Genomic DNA, 23,657 nt, shown 5'->3' with positions numbered 1-23,657 from the left:
CAGATTAATTTTTCTCCTACCTGGTATCATCTGTACTACTTGAAATAAATAATTTTTCTGAGTTAATTGGACTTGATAATTTTCTTAATACAAATAATAGCCAGACTTTGTTCTATGAGTAGCAAATGCATTTTATTCATTCATTAATCACAAATATAAAAGAGGGGCGTTCAGTGAAACAGCGTGCTACACAATTCTGGAGTATTCAAGGTAGCATACTCTTTTTTTTGCTAGCCTCCCCATCAGTTACAGCACAAGTTATACCAGATAAAACGTTACCCGTTAGTTCTATTGTTACATTACAGGATAATACCAGAGTCATTGATGGAGGCACTATCAAGGATAGCAACTTGTTTCATAGTTTTGAACAGTTTTCTATTCCTACAGGCAACACGGTTTTATTTAACAACGCTCAAAATATTCAGAATATTTTTGGTCGTGTAACAGGCTCATCAGTTTCCAACATAGACGGGTTGCTCAAAGCTAACGGCATAGCCAACTTATTTTTAATCAATCCCAATGGGATTATCTTTGGAAAAAATGCACGATTAGATATTGGTGGCTCGTTTTTTGCAAGTACTGCCAGTGCTGTCAAATTTGCTGATGAGTTTGAGTTTAGTGCTACAAATCCTCAAGCGACACCCTTGTTGACTGTTAGTGCTCCTGTTGGCTTACAACTTGGGAGCAATTCAGGTGCAATTCGGGTACAGGGTACAGGTCAAGGTCTAACTGCTCCAAGTACACTGCGTTCACCAATTATTAGGGGTAGTACCTTAACTGGTCTCTCGGTACAACCAGGTAAAACATTAGGTTTATTAGGGGGTAATGTTACTTTAGAGGGTGCCACTTTGACAGCAGAGGGAGGAAGGATTGAACTGAGCAGTGTTGACTCTGGTATGATCAGCCTTATTCCAATTGTTCAAGGGTGGACTTTAGGATACGAAGAGGTATCTTCTTATAAGGACATTCATCTGTCTCAACAAACCTTAGTAGATACCAGCGGGAATAATAGTGGCTCTATTGCTATACAGGGTAAGCTTATCTCATTAAGCGATGGCTCCATAATTTTAGTTCAAAACCAAGGTTCACAACCTTCGGGCGGTATTAGTGTCAATGCTTCTGAATTACTGAAATTGAGCGGAATCTCTCCAGATGGAAGATTTCCTAGCATCTTGCGGACTGAATCTACAGCTTCTGGAAGTGCAGGAGATATAGACATCTCCACTAAGTGGATGGTTATTCAGCAAGGAGCAGGTATAAGCAGTAGATCCTATAGTTCTGGCAAGGGAGGTAGCATTAATATCAATGCCTCTGATTCTATAGAATTGCTTGGTTTTTCAGCCTCTAATCCTTTTATTACCAGCAACATCACTACTAGTACCTTAACTACTGGGAAGGCAGGAGACATCACAGTGTCAACAGGGCGGTTGATAGCTGAGGATGGCGGAGTGATTATATCTTTAACTCGTGGAATCGGCGCAGGAGGTTCGGTGACTCTGAATGCAACCAATTCTGTACAATTACTGAACTCTGTGGAATTGATTAATTCAGATAGAGAGTATGTTCCTAGCTATTTAGCTGCTTCAACTTTTGGTACAGGAGATGCTGGCAATCTAATAATAAATACATCAAAAATGGTAGTGGGGGATATGGCAACAGTTAATACTTCCACTATAGGCTCTGGCTCTGCTGGAAGTGTTACTATAAACGCTTTCGATTTAGAGATACGCAATAGAGTAAGTTCGTCTGCGATTATACCAGATTCAGACACCCAAAAAGTATTCGGAGTTCCTTCAGTACCAAGTGGCTCCCCTGGAGAGGTAAATATCAATACAGAAAGTCTACGTATCACAGATGGTGGACAAGTTAGCGTTAGCAATGAGGGAACAAGTAGTGATGCTGGAAGGCTTACAATTAATGCTCGGTCAATTACTTTAAATAATAAAAGCTCTATCACTACCGCAACTGCTTCCGGCGAAGGCGGCAATATCGACATCAATACACAGAATTTACAGCTACACAACAGTACTATTAGTGCAACTGCCGAAGGTAACGGTAATGGTGGCAATATCGACATCAATACACAACTCCTAACTAGTTCAGAAAACAGCAGCATAAAAGCTGATGCATTCAAGGGACGCGGTGGCAATATTCGCATCAATACTCAAGGATTGTTTTTTTCTCGTAATAGCAGAATTACAGCCAGTTCCCAGTTGGGAGTTAACGGCACGGTTGATATCAACGGATTTTACGCTAATCCTACCGACATTAAAGCAACGTCAGAAATAGTTAAAGAACCCCCTAAGATGGCTTCAGGTTGTGCTGCACAGTCAGGCACAGGAAGAGATATATTAACTGTGGCTAGCAACAGACCACTACCCAACTTTGACGAGCACCTAGATCCTCAGCCTATCTGGCAGAAGAATTCTGGTTATTCAGTTGAGTCCATTGAACTCCCAGTTAAATCACAGCCGTCAACGATCAAGGAGACTACGAAAATTGTAGAAGCTCAAGGTTGGGTAATAAATTCTAGGGGAAACGTCGAATTAGTTACAACAATACCGAATCAACCGACACCTGGTAGTTTTTTGGCTGCTAGTTCGTGTTCTTCAGTCGGTTCTGTAACAAAACTTTTCCCATAATTAGAAACAAAATAAAGCAATGATTAAATGGAAAACTTGGCTAAAATACATTGTTTTAGGCATTCTAGCTTTATCAATAGTTCTAAGCAAATCATCTCTGTTATCAGCTCAGACTGCTAAAAAAGAAACAAATCTACAGCAGGCTGAACTGCTAACCCAAATAGGCAGAAAACAATTAAATCAAGGTCAAGCAGCAGAGGCTTTTGAAAGTTGGCAACAAGCCACAGAAATTTACCGTCGGATAAAAGATACTGAAGGTATTAGTGGAAGCTTAATTAATCAAAGTTTTGCCTTGCAAAAATTAAGTTTACACTCTCAGGCTTGCAAAACACTTTTGGAAGCTTTGAAGTTAAAGGATTTGATCTGTGAGGCTACACCAAAAGAACCTACTGAATACGAAAAGTTAAAACTAACAACAGCAATCCATAGGCTAAAATTAACGCCAATAAATTTATTAGGTTTACAAAGCCTGGGGCAAGTCCTACGTCTATTTGATAAGCTAAGTGAATCTGAAATAGTTTTGGAAAAAACACTATTACTTACTCAGCAAACATCTTCAGAAAATATTAGCGAGATTTTACTGTTATTAGGTAATACAAAACAGTCCATCTACAAACGACTGCGAGATGAGTATAAGTGGATAGAGGAGCCGCTTTTTAGAGAGACGATTGTAAATCTTATTCCACAGAAGGCACAAGAGTCACTTATTCTATACCAACTTTTGGAGAATAAAGCGAATGCTCCCGTAACCGTAAAGCTACAAGCCCAACTTAACCGTTTGAGCTTATTGTTAAACTTTGAAAATTGGTTAATAGATAGCTCTAAGTTCGCAGATATTCACGCAAAAATAAGTCAGCAGATTCAACCCTTAGCAAATCTTATATTGCAAAATCCTTCAGCGTTTTCTCAATTATCGCTTGAGCAATCTATTCAAGCTAAATTAAAATTTGCTAATAGCCTAAGTAAAATTCAAGAGAAATCTTTGCATTCAACAGCTATTCAGTATGCTACATCTGCTCTACAAACAGCTAAAAGCATTAACAGCCAACAGTTAGAATCTAAAAGTTTAGGCGCTTTAGGTAAGTTAAATGCAGAGAAATCGCAAACATATTTTGAAAAAGCTTTAAACTTAGCTCAGTCAATTAATGCTGTAGATATTGCTTATGAATGGCAATGGCAGCTAGGAGACTTATACCAAAAACAAAGTAAATTTCAAGCAGCAATTCAAGCTTACGGTGCGGCCATTGACAGCCTTACCCAAATTCGCGACAATCTTTTGTCTAACAATTTAGATGCACAGTTTTTCTTTTACGAAAAAGTAGAGCCTGTGTATAGGAATTACATGCGACTGCTGATAGCAGAACAATATCCTAATTTTGAACATCAAGTCATAAAAACTAACCAACAACTTCAAATAGCACAGTTGGAGGATTATCTGAAATGTGGCAAGCTCGACCTTGTTGCCTTAGATAAAATTCATAATCTTGCTAGTGCATCAGCAATTATTCACATTATCGATCTGGACGACACCATACAAATATTTGCTCAACTTCCAGATTCTTCCATACACCACCACTCTGCTGACCCCAAGCTAGTTAAAAATCATGTCAATGCTTTGCTAGACATCCTGCAAAGCAAAGAGCTTGTTTCCAATGGAGAGGAGCTTATTATTTCACATTCTCAAGCACTTTATAAGCATTTAATTGAGCCTCTGAATAAATCTTTACCTCCCAACGGAACCTTAGTATTTGTTTTAGACAAACCTTTTCAAAGTTTACCGATGGGTATACTTCATGATGGAAAAGATTATTTTTTAAAGCAATATAGCTCCTCAGAAACTTTAGGGTCTAGAATGCGCCAACCTCAAGCTTTACCTCAAGAACATTCCAATGCTCTAATTGGTGGAATTTCCACATTTGCTCCTAGCTATAATGACCCTGATGCTCCTCAAGGGTTACACCCTCTACCTGATGTAGAAGCGGAAATAGCAGATGTGAAAAAACAAACCACTTCTTCAGTAGGTTTAATCAATGAAGAATTTAATACCAAGCGGCTTAGTCAAGAATTAAGTAAAAAAGACTTTAACATTCTTCACTTAACAACACATGCTCAATTTAGTTCTATTTCTAGAAGAACGGGATTTTTAACTTGGGATGAGTTACTCAATATTAACCAGTTTGGCACTTTACTAAAAAGTAAAGCTCAAATCCATCAAGATGCAATTGAGTTATTGGTGCTAAGTGCGTGTCAGACAGCCAAAGGCAATAAAATGTCAGCACTGGGAATTGCTGGTGTAGCAGCACAAGCCGGTGCGAGAAGTACAATAGCTACTTTATGGCTAGTAGATTCTAAATCTAGTGCTATTCTCATGAATGAATTCTATAAAAATCTGAAAAATGGTGTTTTTAAAGCAGAAGCTTTAAGACTCGCACAAATCAGTTTAATGAATATGCCTGAGTACAATAACCCCTACCATTGGGCCCCTTACCTTCTTGTAGGAAGTTGGTTATGAAGCTCCACTAATTTTAGTCCCTCTTGTACCTTCTTTAACTCAGCTGGGTTGTTATTAGTTTTCAACAACTCAGCTGCTTTTAAATATTGATGCTTCGCTTCATCTCGCATATCTACCTGAAAATAGCGATCGCCCAGTACTCTGTAAATAGTTGGATTGCGAGTACCTGCTGCAACTACATTGTTTAGCTTTTCAATTGTTTCATCCAAAAGGCCTCTTGATGTAAATACAGCATCCGTGTCAAGAGCAGCTTCATCTGGAGGCAGTTTTAATTTACTAATTTGCTCTACTGCATCTTTAATCCGTGTAATCTCATCCTGTGGTAATAGAGAGATTACTGACGAATCTCCCCCAGTAATTTTGTCATTCTTATAAGCGAAGACAAGAATTTGACATGTTTGCCCAGATGGTAAAGGTTTTTCTTTAGAAGGATAAACCAATTTCGTTTCATTTACAACCCTTTCCCAATCAAACTCATGACAATCCAGTTTTACTTTATAAGAAGTAGTACCTTTAACCGGAAACCAAACAATTTCCGGTCGTGATTTCAATGTTGACATAGTATAAGGATAAATGATTGTCGGCTCATCGTTTCCTTCTGCCCCACCTTTTGGTGTCCTTTGGCAAAAGTATCTGTTACCTATATAGCAAGCAGACCTAAATGAATCAGGTTTTGCACATTCATCAGAGGAAAAAACTCCACTAGATAAATCCAAAACTTTTCCTGTACTGAAACATAAAAATTTAATACTACCACCATTAAAAATTTCTAATTTTTCTCTATCACAAAGCAAGCTTCCTACTTCAAAACGTTTATCGCCTGGAGACATTATTCTTCCACTTGGGTTGCAGCGAACCTGATTCCTTTTAGTTCTTACTAACGGGATACCTGCCAGTATTGGCATATCTTTTATCAGTAGAAAGCTCAAGCAGAGTCCTACTAAGATTTTTGTACTTTTTTTCACTATTTCACATATAAATAATACGCTTGTATAGCGATTCATGTCTGGTGAGGCATACCTAAAATCATATATAAACCATTTTAACTTTGAGGTGTACCTAATCTGATAAATAATCGCTAAATACACTCATTATTACATAGGTTTACTGAATATATTCTTATTTATGTAAAATTTTATTTCTTATAAATATCCATTAAATTCATTTAAAAAATGCTACTTTTTAAGTATGCGGTTGAGTAACTCTTGCCTCCAATTGAAAACCTCTGGCAAACTAGACTTAGCTAACATACACCCTTCTATATAAATTCTAGCTGTGTCAATATTACCCGACGCTTCTTCAACTTGAGACAGCAAGCAAAAAGCATCTGTTCTTCCATCTAGTTTAATCGCTTCCTCTAAATATTTCTTAGCTTGACCTAGCTTATTCTGTCTCAATCTTGCCCAACCTAAATCTTTATACAAAGCTGCTTGTATTTCAGGATCTGTAGTTTCTTTTAACCCTTTTAGAGCTAAATTAACTGCTGCATCATGTTCATTATTTTTATTTTTTAATCTTGATAATGATGCTACAGCAAGCACTGCTTTATCACTTTGTTCAATAGCAATTTTATATTCTTTTTGAGCTAAGTCATATTTTTCCTGATCCTCATAAAATTTTCCTAGGCCGTAATGCGATTCCCAACTGTTAGGCTTAAGCTTAAAAGCTTTTTCATAGCTCTCAATTACACATTTTGAATCTCTTAAATCTTGACAAACTAGCGCTAAGTTACTATATGCAGAGGCATCTTTTGGATTATACTTGATTACTTGGTTAAAATACTTTCTAGCTATTTTAGGATTGTCTAAATTTCGAGAAGCCTTCCCAAAGTAAAATTCTGCCACTTCAACTTTAAGTTGAGGACTAATTTTTATGGCCAAGCTAAAAAACTCTTGTGCTTCTTGAGAATTATTTGCTGCTTCTAACTTTTGCCCTTGAGTTACTAGATAGTTAGCTGCTAAAGGTATAGACAGAAAGACACCCCCAACAAATCCCAAAACCATCAACGTATATTTGCTATATTTAAAAACTTTAGAATTAGCTAATCTATAATTTTTAATTTGCTTAGGCAGTTTTTCTAACCGCTGCAAAATTACTTCAGTCGTTTGCGGCCGCTGCCCCGGCAAGGAAGCCATTAACTCATCAATGAAATCAGCCAAAGGTTTGTCAATCTGCGGTGCTTTATCTCTCCAAACTAGGTTTCCTGTTTTTTTATCTGTTGGCAAATCAATTAGTTGAGTAGCAGTGGTCAAGTAGACAAAAGTCCGACCCAAAGCGTAAAAATCTGACTGGGGTACTGCTTTACCATTAACTTGCTCCAGGGGGGAATAAAGAGGCGTGCTGATAGCTGTAATTTCATATCGTCCTCCCCTACCTGTACTAGTCCCTCCGCTACCACTGACTTTTGCTAGGTAAGTGTCAGTCACTTGCCGGGCTGCACCAAAATCAATTAATGCTAGTTGACCACTTGGCTTAAGAATTATATTAGAAGGCTTAATATCTCGATGAAAAAAGTTAGAGCGATGCACTGTGTCGAGAATATCAACCAAGTGTTGCAGCCATTCCAATGATAGAGATTGTGAAATCGGGCTATTAGACTCTAACCATCGCTCCAAATTTTGTCCCTCAATTTTATCCATAACTAAGCAATGCAATGTTAAGGAATTATTGGAAGGAACAAAAGTAAAAAAATCATCTATGGTGCTTCTAGGAATACCGGAATGGCGGATTTTTTGTAAACAGAGAGATTCCCGCTCAATTAACTCAACCAGCTTAGGCGAGTTCCATTTCAAAACTTTCATGACTCGCTGCTTGCGAACAGGATTCCATTGAGTACCAGCATCATCTACTTCAAAAACTTCAATGTAATTATACGGGTCGTTAGTGAGCGCTCTTAATGGCTTGACTAAGCGAATACGATCATTAATCAGCAACGAAGTCCCACAAGAGAGACATTCTTCGACATGATCAGAATTATGATTTTGGCGGTGATTGCAAAGGGGATTGATACAGTAACTCACTGAACCTCCTTACCCAAAAAGCTCCTAGCATTTATACATAGCGAGTTACGTACACCATATAATGTATATTGCAACACCGTGCTATCACCGCTTAAGAAAAAGTCTTCAGTAAAACTATCAGAAAATTTTATGATACTTTTTTACAAAAAATAGTTAGAACTGGAAGAAACAAAGTATATTAATGTGATGCAATACCCTCTTACAAGTAATCATAGTCTAGGAAAAGCCCTTTATAAAGGTCTTCTAGACCTAGGTAAATAGCAAGTCATGGATTTTAGTGCCGTACAAAAACTGAATTTACCTGCCCTTACCTCAGTTATCCCAAAAGGACGGAGGGAAGGGCAAATATCCTCGGCAGCAGTAACTTTTGAAGCTGCACTGGTTGTAATAGATAATTTAGTGTTTGGCAAAAGAGGCAAACACCTATCTGAAGCAGAAATTATTGTCCTAAAGGGTGCATGGGATGATGATGATTACGAAGAGGTGGCAGAAAATTCACCTTACAGCCTTAACTACTTGCAAAGACGCGTAGCTCCTCCCTTATGGGATTTACTCTCCGAAACTCTTGGCAGTGGAGAGCGGGTTGGAAAAAAGAAGCTGCGGCGTATTCTATTAGAGCAGGTTACTAAAAAGTATCCTATTCTATCTGCGTCAATTGAAAACCAAAGACCCTCTGGCAAGGAACTAGTGCAAGTTATGGGAAGTCACCTGCCTGACATATCCAGTTTTTATGGACGGACAAAGGAGCTAAACCATCTAAAGGAGTTAGTAATAGAGCAGCGATGCGTATCACTCATAGGAGTAGCGGGCATCGGTAAAAGTGCATTAGCTGCAAAACTCTTAACAGAACTTAGTGTAGAATCTCAATCTAGATTTGATTGCTTAATTTGGAAATCGGTGTCCCATGCACCACTACTTCAAGACTTAATAGCCGATTTAGTAGAGCTAACTCAACCCACAGAACCTGAGCCAAGCTTACCTAAATATACTCAGGCAATGCTTACTGTGTTAATCAAGCAGTTGCAATCACAGCGTTACTTCATAGTATTGGATGAATGTGAAGCCTTATTTCAGACAAATAATTTGGAGCAGAGGCTAGAGTATAAACTATTTTTTCGCCGCTTAGTAGAGGAGCAGCATAAAAGCTGCTTACTTTTGACTAGTCGAGTTTGGCCTAATGAGTTCGATGTACTGATAGAAGCTGATCGACCTATTCAGTATCTCAGAGTTGAAGGTTTAGATCCGGATGCGGCCATGCAGTTTTTATCTGCCTTGGGATTGTGCAATGAAGAAAAGCGCTGTAGTCAGTTAATTCAAACTTATCGCGGTAATCCTTTAGAACTAAAAGCAGTTTCCAATCGAATTCACCACTTCTTTGCAAGTAGTACTGAAAGATTCTTTCAAGATCCAACTACACTCGTTAGTAGTCGGTTTCAAGAAATGCTCAATAATATTTTTGGTCAAGTATTAAGCAAAATACAGCGAGAAATTATGATTCATTTAGCAGAGAAAATAGTTTTAAACTTTCAATATATTAGTTTCAGTAAATTATTAATTGAATTAAATCAAACCCAAAATCTATCTATCTCAACATCAGAGTTGATTACAGCACTTGAAGGACTTGAGAAAAATTCATTAATAGAAAGTAGTAAAGACCCAATTACAAAAGAAATTAACTTTACTATACAACCAGTAATAAAAAAGTATATTATGACAGATCCTCTGGGGTTGGTACATACATCGGATGCTTCAACAACATTAGCAATTGCATCTTAAGAGAGGTAGCTATGATTGTAGGCAACCCAAAACTAACAATTAAGATTAACAAACTGTCACAACCCAAGACCATAGAGAATGGTTGGCAACAGTTTGACCTAGACTGTGACGGACGCATCATAACAATCACAGTTAAACCAAAGATTTACAATAAACTGATCGATGATACCAGTAATTACCCACTGTGGGTAACAGCGATGTCTAACGACAAGCCGCGAAGCATCTACGCAGGTAAACTCGGTCAGTCAACTGAGTATGGGTTCGTGTTAGAAGAACCCAGCATACAAGTTTTCGAGCGCAAGCCTAAGGCAGAAACAACGTTTGCGGTAGGTGCTGCTTCTTGAAAAAGTGATTACCCAACTAGGGTAAGCTGAAACCAATACTGATAAATATGGAGGAGTCAAGCACAAAAAAATCAGAATCTCGCTAGATACGGAAAGACCACAAGTTATGTAAAATCAAGCTGATTGCGTAAAGGAGGAAAAGGTGAAGATACAACAGTACGACAACTTAACGCACAAAGCGCCACTAAGGAGTAGCGCTTCGTGCGTGGCTTAAATTTCATATAACCTCAGAGCGGGGTTATCTCACGAAAACCAAAGCAGTGGTAGATAAAGTTTGGCGACTTTCCCACTGACTGGTCAGACGAGATTGAATCCGCTGCTTCTCGTATTATACGAGAAGCCGCACGAAACTCACCAGTTTCTTGTGGCAATTTTTGTTGTTGAAATTCATAAGTTTCTGTAAAGTTAAGTTTGATTAAGAAATATCCCGAATTTTGTAGCAAAAAATAGTAGCAGCGTGAATAACAGTTATCAGTTGGAATTCACAGTCCTTGATAATTGTCAACTGTTGACTGATAACTGATACAACCCCCTCTGAGCTTGTCAACCAAGTTATCAGGGGAAAATATCATGACAAACAGAGAACACCCCAAGAGCGCAGTGTTAAAGCGCATGGGGTCGAGTACAACTTTCGTATGGCAATTTTGTGCTGTGACGAAGGGAAATTTTCGGAATATCCAGGCTAGAGCAAGAGTTTCGCAGCTTGAAAGAGTTCTCCCCAAAAAATTCCTTGGAGAGAACCGATGAACGCAGCGACAACTGAATATCCAAACAATCTCACGGCAGCGGAATACCATGAGTTGTTAGCTGGTAGCGCCATTCATCCGGCGTTGATTAAGCGCAACTTCTTTCACGTTGAGGGAGAATCAGTTTATGATTTCCTGTTCATATCTGATAAAATCCCACGCAAGAATGCGGGTCGGGTAACAGATGGATACATAAAAATGTATCAGCATCTATTACTAGGTGGGACGTGGATTCAGTCACTTGACCCCTTTAAAAACTGGCAACCAATGGAGTGGGGGCGGATTAAGCCCAACTTCCCTCGCATTGATTGGCAAAAAGGGAAACCCGTCAAATACGAGTCACCCCCCAAAACCCCCAACCGCGTTACCTACTTTGATGTCGCTAACCCCATCTGGGACAAAGTTGCAAAGCGTTATTTAATTAAGCGCTATCATTCGCTTTTAGCATTGCGCTTGCTGGATAAGCTTAATCCGCTAATATTTTGGGAGTGGATAAAGCAACATCCAGAGATTCCAATTATCTTATGCGAGGGCGAGAAAAAAGCCGCTTGCTTGCTTAGTTTAGGGTTTGTAGCGATCGCACTTCCGGGAATTTGGAACGGGCGGGTCGGAAGACGGGATTTTGATGAACGATTGCATCCTGACTTAGTACCGATGGCTCAGGCGGGACGCAAGTTCATTATTTTATTCGACTACGAAACTTCTTCTAAAACTAGGTGGTCGGTGTTTCAAGCCACTGTTCGCACTGCAAAAGCAATCGAATCGGCTGGTTGTGAATGTGAAGTTGCATTACTGCCGGGGACAGAAAAAGGCGTTGATGATTTTGTGGTTGGTCGCGGTGAAAATGCTGATGCTCTACTGACTGCGATCGTAGACGATGCCAAATCACTTGCCGATTACCAGCGCTCGTATCGGGCGAAAAAATGGGGACTAAGTAAGTACAAACCAGATGTCACTATTAATATCAAGTATCTCTCTGAGGCTTTGTGCATTCCTGAACTTGAAGAAAAATGCTTGAGAGTGCCTGAGCTTTATGAGCTTGAAAAGGAACAACTTTTCACGCCATCTATAAAAGGACATCCTCCAAACAAGGAGTCTACCGATTCTGGCGGAGTTGATTCATCCAAATCGAAGAAATCCCCTACCTTCAATTTCCCAAAATCAGGACTAGTCGTACTCTGGAGCGATATGGGCACTGGTAAAACCCAACTCATGCGCTGGTGGCGTGACCAAAACCCCGACGCGCGGTTCCTCAACAATGGGCATCGGGTTAACTTGCTGAAAAATCTTGCCGAACGACTCAAAACTGCCATGTACTCCGACTTGGGTTACACAGGTTTAGCCCAGGCCCAAGCCCTTAGTATTACTATTGACAGTTTGCATAAGCTGAATACCCAGTCTCTCACCTACGGCTGCATATTTATAGATGAAGCCTGCCAATACCTCACCCACCTACTACACAGTAATACTTGCAAACAACATCGCGCCGCCATCTTGGAGGTACTGGAATATATAGTATACAACGCGCCGTTAGTGGTGATTGCCGATGCACACATGGATGATTTAACGGTAAACTTCTTTCTTGCAATGCGACCAAAAGGTGAAGTACCTTACATCATTAAAAACGAATGGCGAAACGGTTCACGCACAATTTATTGGTACGAGGGGGATAATTCAAGCGCCATAGTCGCCCAAATCTCGGCAGCGCTGATGCTTGGTGAGAAAGTCATGGTTGCAAGTGACAGTAAGCGTTTCATCAAAAAACTCGACAAATCCTTTACTATCAAGTACGAAAAGGCAGGAGAAGGGGTGCATGGTAAAGGGGAAGGGGTAAAGGAAGAATTAACAGATTCCTCCACCCTTTCCCCCTTACCCCTTACCCCTTGCCCAGTCCGTAGGACTTCATACCGCATTTGGTCGGTTCATTCCGATAATTCTGGCAGTGATGAGAATGTCGCTTTCATCAAAGATATCACCAACGCCGTCAAAAACTTTGATGCCTTGTTCACCTCTCCCAGTCTCGGTACTGGGGTTGATATTTCTGAGTATCATTTTGATTTAGTGTTCGGTGTGTTTCACGGCGTTTCCCAAACTGCTACCGAATGTGCCCAACAGCTTTACCGTTATCGTCCAAAAGTCCCGTTTCATATTTGGGTGGCCCCGCGTCCTCCCTTTGGCTACCAAGATACAAACGCATCCAAGATTAAAGAGCGCTTGCTCCAAACCAATGAAATGACCGCTTTTCTGTTGCGGATTGACCGTCAAACAGGCAAACGCGGAGCAGAGAAAGATTGGGCGCTTGAGGCTTACTGCCAAATTATGGCTAACCGCCACTATTCTCTTAATAATCTGCGTGATGATTTGCGATCGCTCCTCACCGAAATGGGCAATACCTTTATATATGTGGGCAGTGATTCAGATCCTCAATCTCTTGAAAGTCTTAAAGCAGCAGCACAAGCTTTAGATAGTGCCCACAATTCGGCTGTTGCCAAGGCCAAGAATATTACTTTGAGCGAGTACCGTGCCCGTCAGAGCAAAGATTACCTTGACCCTAATGAAATTTTTGAATGTGAAAAGTTCCGCATTTCTGATTCTTACGGCATCGAAGTAACCGAATCACTCGTAGAAATGGATAAAGGTGGTCGCTTAATTAGAGCAATTGCTGGACTTGAGGCCATTTTAGCCCCACCCGAAGAATCTTTTACTGACCCCAAAACTGGGCGAAGTTATCCCACGCCACCAACAATTGTCACCCAAAAAGACCGCGCCGAACGGGACAATTTACCTTTGTGTATCGACTGGGGTAATTATTCCGCACGGTGGCTGGCTAGATTTAACCTGGGGCTGCATCAGATTCTCTTAAGTTTAATGAAGGGTGATGAAGTTACCGCCGACGATTCCACCTTGCTCAAGATGACGGCGATCGCCAAAAATTGTGCTGCTCACGTCAAAGCAATTCTTGGGTTTACTATTCCCCTAGACTGTAAACCTATTTGGTTGCTAGCGACTCTTATAGAACAGCTAGGGTTAAAACTGACTTTCCGTAAGCAGGGTAAACGGGGTCAACAGGTGAAACTTTTCTCTTTATCTAAAGAGGAATTAGAATTTGCAATGCATGTAATTGCTCATCGCGTGGAAAAGCGTAATCAAAAAGAAAATCGAACCTATTATGCCCCCCAAACTCCTGCTGTGTATAGTGTAAACCCCAATCAGCAGCCCGTATCCACACCCCCCCCTGATGCTATAGGGAACTCCCATTGCCAGGGAGAGGATACTACCGAATTTGAGTCGCCTCCGACCGATCGCATTACGCTACTCCATTGTGTGGAAATGCTACGCTCTGGCATTAAGCAGGGGGTGGAGACGATTAAGGGCATCCTTAAGCGATGGGTTGAGGATTTGCGCTGGGATACGGTGCTGGAACTTGAAGCGATCGCTCCTGATGAATTGCGACTTGTCGAGGCTCAAATCCCGGAATTTTACGCCTTGCTGAATGAAGAGGTGTTGCCTGTGGAAGGATAAAGTCGGCGATGTCGAAGGTGGGCAAAGCCTTGACTCAGCTACGTAAATAAAGAGCAATCTGTGCCTCATTTTTATCATTGGCTATGGCTTGAGGTGTTGCCGATAAAATTGTCAATGGCTTTTTGGGAAAAATCACTTTAAGCTTTATTAGTGAATGATCCTGTCTAGATCAACTAAATCATATTTCCTGATCTATCACTCCGATGATAACTTCGTGTTATCCGCATTTTGCATGTCTTGATTGTTGCTGCTAATTGATGGCGGTGATAGCATCGATAACGCCGCGATCGCACCCCGGACTTGGGATGGTTCCACCTCCAAATAATTTTGCAGTTGCTCCAAATTGCGATGTCCACTGATTTCTTGGATGACTCTCAGAGGGATTTGGGCATTGCTCATGAAAGTAAGTGCAGTTCTGCGGCAACTGTGTGTGCTTGCTCCTTCGATGTCCGCACGTTCGCAAGCTTGTCGGAAGATCAGGCTTGCATATTCTGAGTGCAAGTGACCGCGCCCCCATCGACCAGGAAACAAAAAACCGTCACGGGAGTTTGTCGGTTTGTAAGTAGCTAAGAAGTTCCTTAGTTCTGACAAAATCGGAATGCTGCGGGTAGCTAACTTTCCCTTTGTATTCCCTTTACGGATGATCAGCTCTGCTCTGATCCGTCCCTTGCTGTTATAAACATCTTTAATTTTTAGGGTAACTGCCTCATTGACGCGGCAACCCGTGTACAGCATCACGCCTATTAGGGTTCTGTCTCGCTCTGTGGTTAACCCCAAAGTAAACAGACGCTGGATTTCTTCTGCCGACAAAACCTTTGCCTTCCCGTGACGGTCAATTTTCACAGCCCCGAACCCCCGATAGTTAATCATTATCGCCGATGCTCCCGTCCCAGGATTTATTTCGATGAAAAAAGTGTGGAACTGTACTGCAATGTGTACTAGTTTCTCTACCGTTTCCGTTTCCCTTTCCCTGTTCACGGACAAAGTGAAAATTGTGGCAGTTTGTCAGCAACAGAATACCCCCGTCACCTGTAGCCAGAACTGTGTACTAATGCTGTACTATTCCCCTGCCATTTAAGCGCACTGGAGAAAAAGCCGATTGCCATTTGGGACTGCCATCGCTCGTGCTGCACAAGCAATAATCACCTTTACATGATGCGGTCTAGTGATTATCAAGACAAGTGATGCGCTGACTCAATCACTTTTCGTTTCAGTTTACCTAGTAGTTCGCCAAGTGAACTTGGCGGGGTAAAGGGTAAAGGGGAAGGTGGGGCCCCCTCTGGGGATAAGGGGCGGGGGGAAAGGTTTCAAATCCCTTACCCCTTACCCTTTCCCCAGCCATCACGCAGCATTTTTGGGTTGGCAGACTACTAGACACTACCTTTGTTCGATGCAGGCTGGGATCTTTTTTTTGTGGTTCCCCCTAAAAATACACCTCTAAAAGAAAAACCTAAAATAGGTGAAAAAAATAAACTAATAATGACTTTATAGTTAATAAGTGATGTATTAGGTCAAAGAGTATACTCTAGCATTTGAGTATACAAATATTACAGGTGTAGGTTTGGGTTAAAGAAAATGGGCAAAGGTGCTTATATTAAGAAACTTGTACAAAATTCTTCCCTGCTTCTGTTGCTTTCATGCCAAATCAAGCTTATCGGAATAGCCCGTTTTTTAATCGCTATCACGCCATAAAACTATAGAGTCATTTTTAGTTTATTTTTGAGAGTGGTGTGATTGCTTATAAAAAATTCTTCAAGAAATGGGTAAAACTTGCGTGCCAAAAACTCAAACTGTTCTGCAATTGATTCCGAACTTGTCCTGAATCAATTTTCAGGGTGAACGCCAAGATGCTCCCTGATGGCCGAAGGGACTTTAGCTGATTGCGAGTTAGTTTATGAGGTCGTAAATTATACAGTTAAAAATACAACTTTAACATCGAACGAAATCCCCGTGCTGTATCATGATGCTTGTCTAGGTAAATAAATATGTTGTTGTTAGGCTTATTTAGCCTGTTTACCTAGATGAGTATAATGCAGAAAGCTTTACTGCATAGCGATGCCTACAGTAATTATAATTGCGTAAAGCAAAGTACTTTAAATTACAAAAAATACAGTAATACAGAGGGCATAAGGGAAGGCACAGACATCGTATGGCATGGTGTTCTGCAAATTCCCGCTCCTTTTAACACCCTCGATCTTGGCTCATATAAAGGATTAGTTTTTCAGAATCATAATTAAGTTTTTGCCGACCAATGGTCGGCAAATTGCGATTTTCATAGAGCGATCAGCTACGCTCTTGCGGTTATGCCATCCCTTAGTATAAGCATGAAGTAATCAATGACTGCAAAAATTAAGTATAAAAAACTACAAAATTTTGCGAAATAACTGATGTGCGTGAGCAAAACTATTTACTGGCTGAACTAACTTAGAAACGGCGATCGCTGTTGACTGCGCTGCTCACATCAAAAATTTTGGGTTTCACTGTTTCCTCTGACCCCAAACCGATTTGGCTGGTGGTGCTGCAATGGGAAGCGATCGCTGCGCTGGACTATGCTGGACTATTTAGATATCTGTGGCTGGTGGTGCTGGAATGGGAAGTAATTGCGGAGGTTGAATTGTGATCTCTCTAACAACTAGTGCCTGATTTTTACTACGATTGCGTTTTCTTCCATTCGTCTACTGTTAAGCAAGTTTTCCCAGTGGGTATTAATCCTGTAGTTGCTGACACACCAAAATTTTTCAGCGCATAATTTTCTACTTCTGCATCCTTAAAAGCCTGTTCCACGACCTTTTGCTTCTCTTCTTTTGACAAAACTTCAACTTTTACATTCTCTGGCGTAGGAGTAGTGCCTGTTTTCTTGAGCATGAAATTTTTCACATTGTACAAGCCTTCTTCTCGCGGCTTCCCTAAATTTAAGCACCCTCTTGATTTGACGAATAATCCTGTAGTCCAAAAATTTCTTACAAAGTCCTGTTTGTTAACAAATTGGACTCCATTCGCTCCCCACACATAGACAGGCTGGAAATATCCCTTAGTTGGAGGGATTTTGGTTTCGTTGCACCTTGTTCCGTTTTTGTACGGAGCGTTCCCGTCTCCGCATACCTTCCAAGTTATTCTATATAAGTTAGGTGTCTCTTCTACATATTGCCTTATTTGCTCCTGTACTTCCTTATCTTTTTGGCTTTGCTCATCATCACTTGCCGCCGCATAAGCCTGTTTTAAGTCATTCTCTGCCTGAGCAACCTTGTCCGCATTAGACTGGCAAGCTCCTAAGTATAGTCCTACACCTATTGAAACAAGTGCTGCCAATATTTTTCTTTTATTCATAAATACTCCAACAAATGATGCGTGAAAATTAATTCCCAATTTCCTTGCTTGACCAAATATCTACTTCTAACAAATGCTGAAGTACAAGCTGCAAGTATTATCAAAACAGAATTCAGGAGTCAGTTGTCAGGAGTCAGTATGAATTGTGTACGAGTGGCGAATGAATAAATGGGTTTAAAACCCCCACAAAACTAGAATTTTTGGTGGTCTTAAATCAATGGTGGGTCTGAATCCCCCATACTCTTTATTCTGACTCCTGACTCCTGAATTCTGAATTCTTATTCAAACATATTTGTTCTATACATGCAATCAAGTTTTAACAGTTTTTAGTTATGATGCAAAACATAGTGAGGTATCGAAGGTAAAGTTCAATTTATGGAGAGCAGGGATACTTAAACAAGTCGGAAGTCGGAATGGGCTAACGCCCCGCTCCGCTAACGGAAGTACAGTTTTGTAACGGGGATTTTAATTAGGCTCTTAACTTAAACCCCCAAACTTTATTAAAGCTAATTTTGACGTTTTACACCATAAAAATAGTCAATAGTCAATCCCCCATATTTGGCACTTACTGAAGATGTTGCACAAAGATTTATACTAATTAATGATTAAGGATGTGAGTATATCAAGCACAAAGACTGATAATACAAGAAAGAGATTTTTATCTACGTAGATGATTGCTGTTAGAAATGTTTATACAGTACTACAGTTCTGTTTTTTTCCGTACCAGAGTACGTGGATTTTGGGGTTGACTTATTTAAGAATGTGCCTATCCCTCAAGAGATCGTTCAGGAGAACGAAAGCAGATGCGTACTGACTACGGATACCCAGATTTTGCTGCTTCACCAATAGGAACACTTTTACCTGACCCAAAGGATGACAGGGCGAAAAAAGGCACACTCACACTCATGGGTGTGACTGGTGTGTTGATGATAGCAGAGATGTCCGTCCACAATATATTGATGGGTGGATTTATGATTGCGTCTGCCATCATCATTGCCTTGCCGAAACAGTCACAAGCATTATTTACTAACTTCGATAAAGTACAACGAAAGTATGGAGTTAATCTCTATGCTGTGTTGTTTGCGCTGTTAGCAGTAATTTGCCTAATTGATTTTGCGGCGGCTCCAGCTAATGCTCAGTTCTTCAATAATGCTCAAACTTGGATGACCACCACTTTTGGTAATGCCGGCAATGGACAAACAGCAGCAGTTATCGCGCTTTTTTTCAATGTATTGAGAGCTTTATTCCTATTATATGTTGGGATCAGTCTAGTTAGGATTATTCAATCTGCACGGAATGATGAAGACTGGCAGACACTAGCAAGAACTCCATTAATCATAGTTATGGCAGTTTTTGTTGGAGATTTAATTACTGGCTTGATTGTTCAGTAAAAAAGCTTTTTCAGTTATCAGTTATTGATAAATACGTATTTGCATTAATAGCTGATAACGAAGGCAGGAGGCAGAGGGCAGAAGGAAGGTTCGCCTCAGTTGGAGATTCAAACCCCTCTTGATTTGGAGCCACCAAAAACTCTAGTTTTGTACGGGTCTTAAACCCTTGCTCATTCTAATCGTGCAGACAGATCGGACAATCAGAGAAGGAATAAATTCCTTCTGCCTCCTGCCTCCTGCCCTCTGCCTTCTTTTGATAACTTTTTATTAAATCAATAAGTATGTCAACGAAACATGATTTTCGGACAGTAAATAGGATTTTAGGAGAAAGACCAAGGCTAGGGCCATTCCCTGCTGACCAAATATTTGCCTGGACATTAATAGCAGTAGTCAATGTATTTATCTTTAATTATCTACTGAAAACAAGTTGGCTAGGTACAGGATTAAGTATTGCTTGGGGATGGGCAACATGGTGGACAATTTCTACAAATAAAGACTTTTTCGGTAAGTTCGTCAGCGTTCCTCGGATTAGTAGGGGATATATGAGATTTCAATCAATACAACAGAATTCGGAAGTCGGAAGTCAGAAGTCGTCAGAAAAATAAGTTCTAAGCTCTAGTTAAATTTCAGTGATTGGTAAAGTTATGCCAAATTCTTCTAAGAAAGTTAAAGATAAATTAGGTAAAGTCGCATTAGAAAAGGAGCAGATTAGTGTTGTGAAAATGCTCACTCCCTTTGAAGATATTATCCATTTAGCGGGTATTTGCGACCTAAACTTAGGAGGTAGGCAGGGCGTAGGCGCATTAATTCTCAAAAAAGGTGAAAACATTCAAATCAAATTCTGCTTTGATTGTTTAGGGATTCATCCAAATTTAGAATCATCGCAAATGCTACCGATCTTTGAGGGCATAGAAGCGGGACTAAAAGAAATTCCCGAAGGCGAAAGTCTTACAATACACTTAGGGTCTTTTACCTCGGATTATTATAGACAAAAGGAACTATCTTCTTTAGAGTCAACTTGCTCTCAAGATCAGTTAAAGCTATTGATTCGCAGTGAAAGATTGCGAGTTAAAGAATTAACTCAAAGTGGTACTAGAAAAAATAAGTTTCTCAGATTGTGGTGTACGTACACTGTTATTGATGACGATGAACGTTCTGATGATTTTATCGAATCGATTATCAGAAAATTAGAAAAAGGTTGGTTTTCTTTTACTGGGGAAATTCATGCCCATAATAATACCAGAATTGAAAATATCCTCCAAAATTCCTTTAGCAATGGTTTTTTGCAATGGTCAGCCATACTAAGTAATAAAATGAAACTTGGTATTAGGGTGCTGAGTGCCCAAGAAATATGGGAAATAAATTGGCAGCAATTAAATCTGTCATCGCCACCAGCAATTCCTAATCCTCTAAAGATAGATTCTGCCGATGGACTAGTAGAAACTCAAACTAGTGATTTTCATATCCGCCACCATCTGTTAGAGAATGAGGAGTCTATGCCATTCTTTGATAGGAAATGGGTAAAAATCCAAAATAAATATATTGGGGCGCTCAACTTCAGCCAAAAGCCAGGGGGGTGGTATGACGAACAAGCCCAACTGCGATATCTATGGGAATTAATCTCTAGAGATAGTATTTCTGATACAGAAATTATTTGTCAGGTAACAAAGGCAAATCAAACTATCTCTAAAACTAACTTACAAAGGATCACCAAGCAATCAATTACCAGCACTTCTTTATCTACAGGAAAAGGGAACATTGATGTCAAGTCAGGCATGAATATTGAAGAAGCGGTAGAGGCGCAGAAGACAATATATAAAGGTAGTGTAGTAGTGCATACCGCAGTTGCTTTTCTCGTCCACCGCCCAACCCCACGGGAATTAGACGAAGCTTGCCGATATCTTGCCAGCTATTTCTTGCGTCCGGCGGTAGTTGACCGGGAGATTGAATACGCCTGGAAGACATGGTTGCAGTGTTGCCCATTTGTTTGGGAGCCGTTGTTAACCAAGCCTTTTAACCGCCGACTGCCATATTTTAGTTCGGAAGCACCAGGGCTGATGCCATTGATCAGGACTGCTACAGGCGATCGCGCTGGCTTTGAGTTAATTGCAGAAGAAGGCGGCACACCAGTACATTTAGACTTGTACCAAAACCACAAGAATTTGGCAGTCTTCGGCGCAACTCGTTCAGGTAAATCTGTTCTGGTGGCAGGTATTCTTACCCCGGCACTTGCACAAGATATTCCGGTAGTGGCACTAGACTATCCCAAGCCAGATGGGACATCCACTTTCACCGACTACACCAATCTGCTGGGTGAAGATGGGGCATACTTTGACATCTCCAAAGAATCAAACAATCTTTTTGAACTACCTGATTTGCGCTCTCTAGATGCAGAACGTCAAAATGAGCGATTGAACGATTTTAAGGAATTTCTGAAATCAGTGCTGATTACAATGGTGATGGGGACGAGCATGATTGGTGTGAGCCCAACGATTACCACCAATATTGAGTCAATCATTGCTTTAGCTTTGAAAACATTTTTTAATGATGATGAAATTAAATCACGCTACAAGTCAGCAATACATTTTGGATTTGGGACTCAATATTGGAACGAGACTCCGACACTCAAAGATTTTTATAATTTTTGTTCTCCAGCTTTCATACAATTAGATTCTATTGCTAGTAAGAGTCAAGAGATTTCCGAAGCCTTAGAGCAAATCAGGCTGAGAATAAATTATTGGTTAAGTACCAGGGTAGGACAATCAATCTCACGCCCATCCAGTTTTAGAACTAATGCCAAATTGTTAGTATTCGCTTTACGTAATTTATCGAGTGAAGCTGATGCTGCCATACTCGCTCTTAGTGCTTATGCTGCTGCATTACGTCGCGCATTATCATCAAAAGCTTCGATCTTCTTCCTTGATGAAGCACCAATCTTATTCCAATTTGATGCGATGGCTTCGTTGATTGGGCGATTGTGTGCCAATGGTGCGAAGTCTGGTATCCGCGTCATCATCTCTGCCCAAGAACCAGAGACTATATATCAGAGCGCATCTGCACAGAAGATATTTGCCAATATTACTACACGTTTAGTAGGCAGGATTCAATCATCAGCCGTTGACCCGTTCATTGTTCGCTTTAAATATCCTACCGAGATCATCAGGGTCAACAGTACAGAAGCTTTTTATCCAAAAAAGTCGGGGATTTACTCACAATGGTTGCTTGATGATAACGGCAAACTCACATTCTGTCGCTATTATCCTGCGTATTGTTTATTAGCCTCAGTTGCTAATAATCCAAACGAACAAGAATTACGCAGTTTGTTTCTCAAGCACTATCAAGATAATCCTCTACTTGGGTTAGTCAAATTTAGTGAGGATTATATCAGAATGATTCGGGGGGAAGAGTTATCAGAATTAGCGAAGAATTTACTTTCAAAATCACATACAAGACAGGTAGCTTAAATGAATTTGCGGACAATTGGGGTAATACTTTCTGCTACAGTTGGCAGTTTATTGATAGCAGCACCTAGCTATGGCGTCAGCATCAACGATTTTTTTAGTTCTATCGTATCGGATCTTCAAGGAGAAGTTTCGGAAATTCAAGCATGGGCCAAGGGTGAGATTAACAGTGCTTGGGGTGACATCAAAGAAAATGCGTCAGCTGCAATTGATAGTTCTATTGGACAATTGGGTGCGCCTGACCCAATTGCTTCGGCTGAACAATTGAAAAATACGCTCAAGGATGATTATTCTTATCCTGTCGCCCAAGAAAAAGCACAGAAGCTAGAGCGTGAATTGACGCTTGGCTCGATTGCCAGCGTGATTGGAAAAAAAGGACAGCAGCAAACTCAAGAGAAAATTGATACTACTGCACAAATCGCTAAACTTGCAAAAGGTATTGCTGATGAGGCGCAGAATATGGACGCTTCTCAGAATGTTCTCAAAGCGATGGCTGCTCAAAACGGCTTAATTGTGTCAATGTTGGCACAGCAGCGTACTGATTCTTTATTAGCCCGACAGGACAATGCTTACTCTAACTTGATGCTAACGCAAGTAGCGGAGCATCTTGATTCCCAAAGGCAAAAGGAGAACTCCCAAGAAGATGGCAGATTGTCTCTAGTGCATGAAGTCGTACTTAATGCACGGTTAAATGCGACATCTGCTGACGACTAAAGGTTTATGAAGAAGAATTCAGAACTCAGGAGCAAAGCAGGAGTTGCTCCGCCAAGGCGTCAGAATTGAGCATTAATTCTGTACGAGTGGTTGATAAAAGGGTGTAGGGGGTAGGGTGTAGGGTGTAGGGGAAACAAGCCACCCACAAGGGGTGGGGTCTTAACCTACCTTCGGATACAAGGATTTTTTCGCCCACGTTCGC

Annotated in this window: 14 protein-coding genes; 10 read left to right on the top strand and 4 right to left on the bottom strand. The window is 40.5% G+C overall.

Translation table 11 applies throughout. The features are described from left to right. Positions 1-173: 173 nt before the first annotated feature. Both RMY64_RS11330 and RMY64_RS11325 read left to right on the top strand, forming a co-directional pair. Positions 174-2,642, top strand: coding sequence for a filamentous hemagglutinin N-terminal domain-containing protein (locus RMY64_RS11330; RefSeq protein WP_322700086.1), 2,469 nt, complete (start codon positions 174-176; stop codon positions 2,640-2,642). Positions 2,643-2,661: 19 nt separating this feature from the next. Continuing rightward, a complete protein-coding gene (locus tag RMY64_RS11325) occupies positions 2,662-5,154 on the top strand; it encodes a CHAT domain-containing protein (RefSeq protein ID WP_322700085.1) in 2,493 nt (830 codons plus the stop codon). Here RMY64_RS11325 and RMY64_RS11320 read toward each other — a convergent pair. Then, positions 5,127-5,984 carry a hypothetical protein gene (locus RMY64_RS11320; RefSeq protein WP_322700084.1) on the bottom strand — a complete coding sequence of 286 codons (858 nt, stop codon included), beginning with the start codon at positions 5,982-5,984 and terminating at the stop codon, positions 5,127-5,129. The two genes, RMY64_RS11325 and RMY64_RS11320, sit on opposite strands and share 28 nt — an antisense overlap. A gap of 345 nt (positions 5,985-6,329) precedes the next feature. After that, the gene (locus tag RMY64_RS11315; RefSeq protein WP_322700083.1) at positions 6,330-8,174 is read right to left on the bottom strand and encodes a protein kinase domain-containing protein; all 1,845 of its coding nucleotides are present in this window, start codon (positions 8,172-8,174) and stop codon (positions 6,330-6,332) included. A gap of 267 nt (positions 8,175-8,441) precedes the next feature. Between RMY64_RS11315 and RMY64_RS11310 the strand changes: the two genes are divergently transcribed. From RMY64_RS11310 to RMY64_RS11300, 3 genes are all read left to right on the top strand, one after another. After that, positions 8,442-9,950 (top strand): NB-ARC domain-containing protein, encoded by a 1,509-nt coding sequence (locus RMY64_RS11310; protein WP_322700082.1) that lies wholly within the window; start codon positions 8,442-8,444, stop codon positions 9,948-9,950. An 11-nt stretch (positions 9,951-9,961) separates the two neighbouring features. After that, positions 9,962-10,294: a fertility inhibition FinO-like protein gene (locus tag RMY64_RS11305; protein ID WP_322700081.1), complete on the top strand. Its 333-nt coding sequence runs from the start codon at positions 9,962-9,964 to the stop codon at positions 10,292-10,294. Between the two features lie 743 nt (positions 10,295-11,037). Then, positions 11,038-14,562 (top strand): plasmid replication protein, CyRepA1 family, encoded by a 3,525-nt coding sequence (locus RMY64_RS11300; protein ID WP_322700080.1) that lies wholly within the window; start codon positions 11,038-11,040, stop codon positions 14,560-14,562. Between the two features lie 195 nt (positions 14,563-14,757). Here RMY64_RS11300 and RMY64_RS11295 read toward each other — a convergent pair whose 3' ends face one another. Further along, entirely contained in the window at positions 14,758-15,405 is a 648-nt protein-coding gene (locus tag RMY64_RS11295) for a tyrosine-type recombinase/integrase (protein WP_416212140.1), read from the bottom strand. A gap of 1,600 nt (positions 15,406-17,005) precedes the next feature. Between RMY64_RS11295 and RMY64_RS11290 the strand changes: the two genes are divergently transcribed. Further along, positions 17,006-17,182 (top strand): hypothetical protein, encoded by a 177-nt coding sequence (locus RMY64_RS11290; protein ID WP_322700078.1) that lies wholly within the window; start codon positions 17,006-17,008, stop codon positions 17,180-17,182. Positions 17,183-17,211: 29 nt separating this feature from the next. On the opposite strand, the gene RMY64_RS11285 is transcribed toward RMY64_RS11290, so the two are convergent. After that, positions 17,212-17,889, bottom strand: coding sequence for a hypothetical protein (locus RMY64_RS11285; RefSeq protein WP_322700077.1), 678 nt, complete (start codon positions 17,887-17,889; stop codon positions 17,212-17,214). A gap of 803 nt (positions 17,890-18,692) precedes the next feature. Between RMY64_RS11285 and RMY64_RS11280 the strand changes: the two genes are divergently transcribed. From RMY64_RS11280 to RMY64_RS11265, 4 genes are all read left to right on the top strand, one after another. Then, positions 18,693-19,280, top strand: a complete 588-nt coding sequence (locus RMY64_RS11280) for a hypothetical protein (protein WP_322700076.1) — start codon at positions 18,693-18,695, stop codon at positions 19,278-19,280. A 281-nt stretch (positions 19,281-19,561) separates the two neighbouring features. Beyond that, positions 19,562-19,885 carry a hypothetical protein gene (locus tag RMY64_RS11275; protein ID WP_322700075.1) on the top strand — a complete coding sequence of 108 codons (324 nt, stop codon included), beginning with the start codon at positions 19,562-19,564 and terminating at the stop codon, positions 19,883-19,885. Between the two features lie 39 nt (positions 19,886-19,924). Then, positions 19,925-22,744, top strand: coding sequence for a hypothetical protein (locus RMY64_RS11270; protein ID WP_322700074.1), 2,820 nt, complete (start codon positions 19,925-19,927; stop codon positions 22,742-22,744). Continuing rightward, positions 22,745-23,455, top strand: a complete 711-nt coding sequence (locus RMY64_RS11265) for a hypothetical protein (RefSeq protein WP_322700073.1) — start codon at positions 22,745-22,747, stop codon at positions 23,453-23,455. It begins immediately after the preceding gene. Positions 23,456-23,657 lie beyond the last annotated feature (202 nt).

The sequence above is a fragment of the Nostoc sp. DedQUE08 genome, from assembly GCF_034530895.1.
Taxonomy (GTDB): Bacteria; Cyanobacteriota; Cyanobacteriia; order Cyanobacteriales; family Nostocaceae; genus Nostoc.
The sequence above is the reverse complement of the archived record's forward strand: the minus strand, read 5'-3'. Positions and strand labels throughout refer to the sequence as shown.

What these genes read in the sequence shown, in the direction of transcription:
- RMY64_RS11325 (WP_322700085.1), top strand. Translation starts at nt 2,662, where the DNA reads ATGATTAAATGGAAAACTTGGCTAAAATACATTGTTTTAGGCATTCTA.
- RMY64_RS11320 (WP_322700084.1), bottom strand. Translation starts at nt 5,984, where the DNA reads ATGTCTCCAGGCGATAAACGTTTTGAAGTAGGAAGCTTGCTTTGTGAT.
- RMY64_RS11310 (WP_322700082.1), top strand. Translation starts at nt 8,442, where the DNA reads ATGGATTTTAGTGCCGTACAAAAACTGAATTTACCTGCCCTTACCTCA.
- RMY64_RS11305 (WP_322700081.1), top strand. Translation starts at nt 9,962, where the DNA reads ATGATTGTAGGCAACCCAAAACTAACAATTAAGATTAACAAACTGTCA.
- RMY64_RS11300 (WP_322700080.1), top strand. Translation starts at nt 11,038, where the DNA reads ATGAACGCAGCGACAACTGAATATCCAAACAATCTCACGGCAGCGGAA.
- RMY64_RS11285 (WP_322700077.1), bottom strand. Translation starts at nt 17,889, where the DNA reads ATGAATAAAAGAAAAATATTGGCAGCACTTGTTTCAATAGGTGTAGGA.
- RMY64_RS11280 (WP_322700076.1), top strand. Translation starts at nt 18,693, where the DNA reads ATGCGTACTGACTACGGATACCCAGATTTTGCTGCTTCACCAATAGGA.
- RMY64_RS11275 (WP_322700075.1), top strand. Translation starts at nt 19,562, where the DNA reads ATGTCAACGAAACATGATTTTCGGACAGTAAATAGGATTTTAGGAGAA.
- RMY64_RS11270 (WP_322700074.1), top strand. Translation starts at nt 19,925, where the DNA reads ATGCCAAATTCTTCTAAGAAAGTTAAAGATAAATTAGGTAAAGTCGCA.
- RMY64_RS11265 (WP_322700073.1), top strand. Translation starts at nt 22,745, where the DNA reads ATGAATTTGCGGACAATTGGGGTAATACTTTCTGCTACAGTTGGCAGT.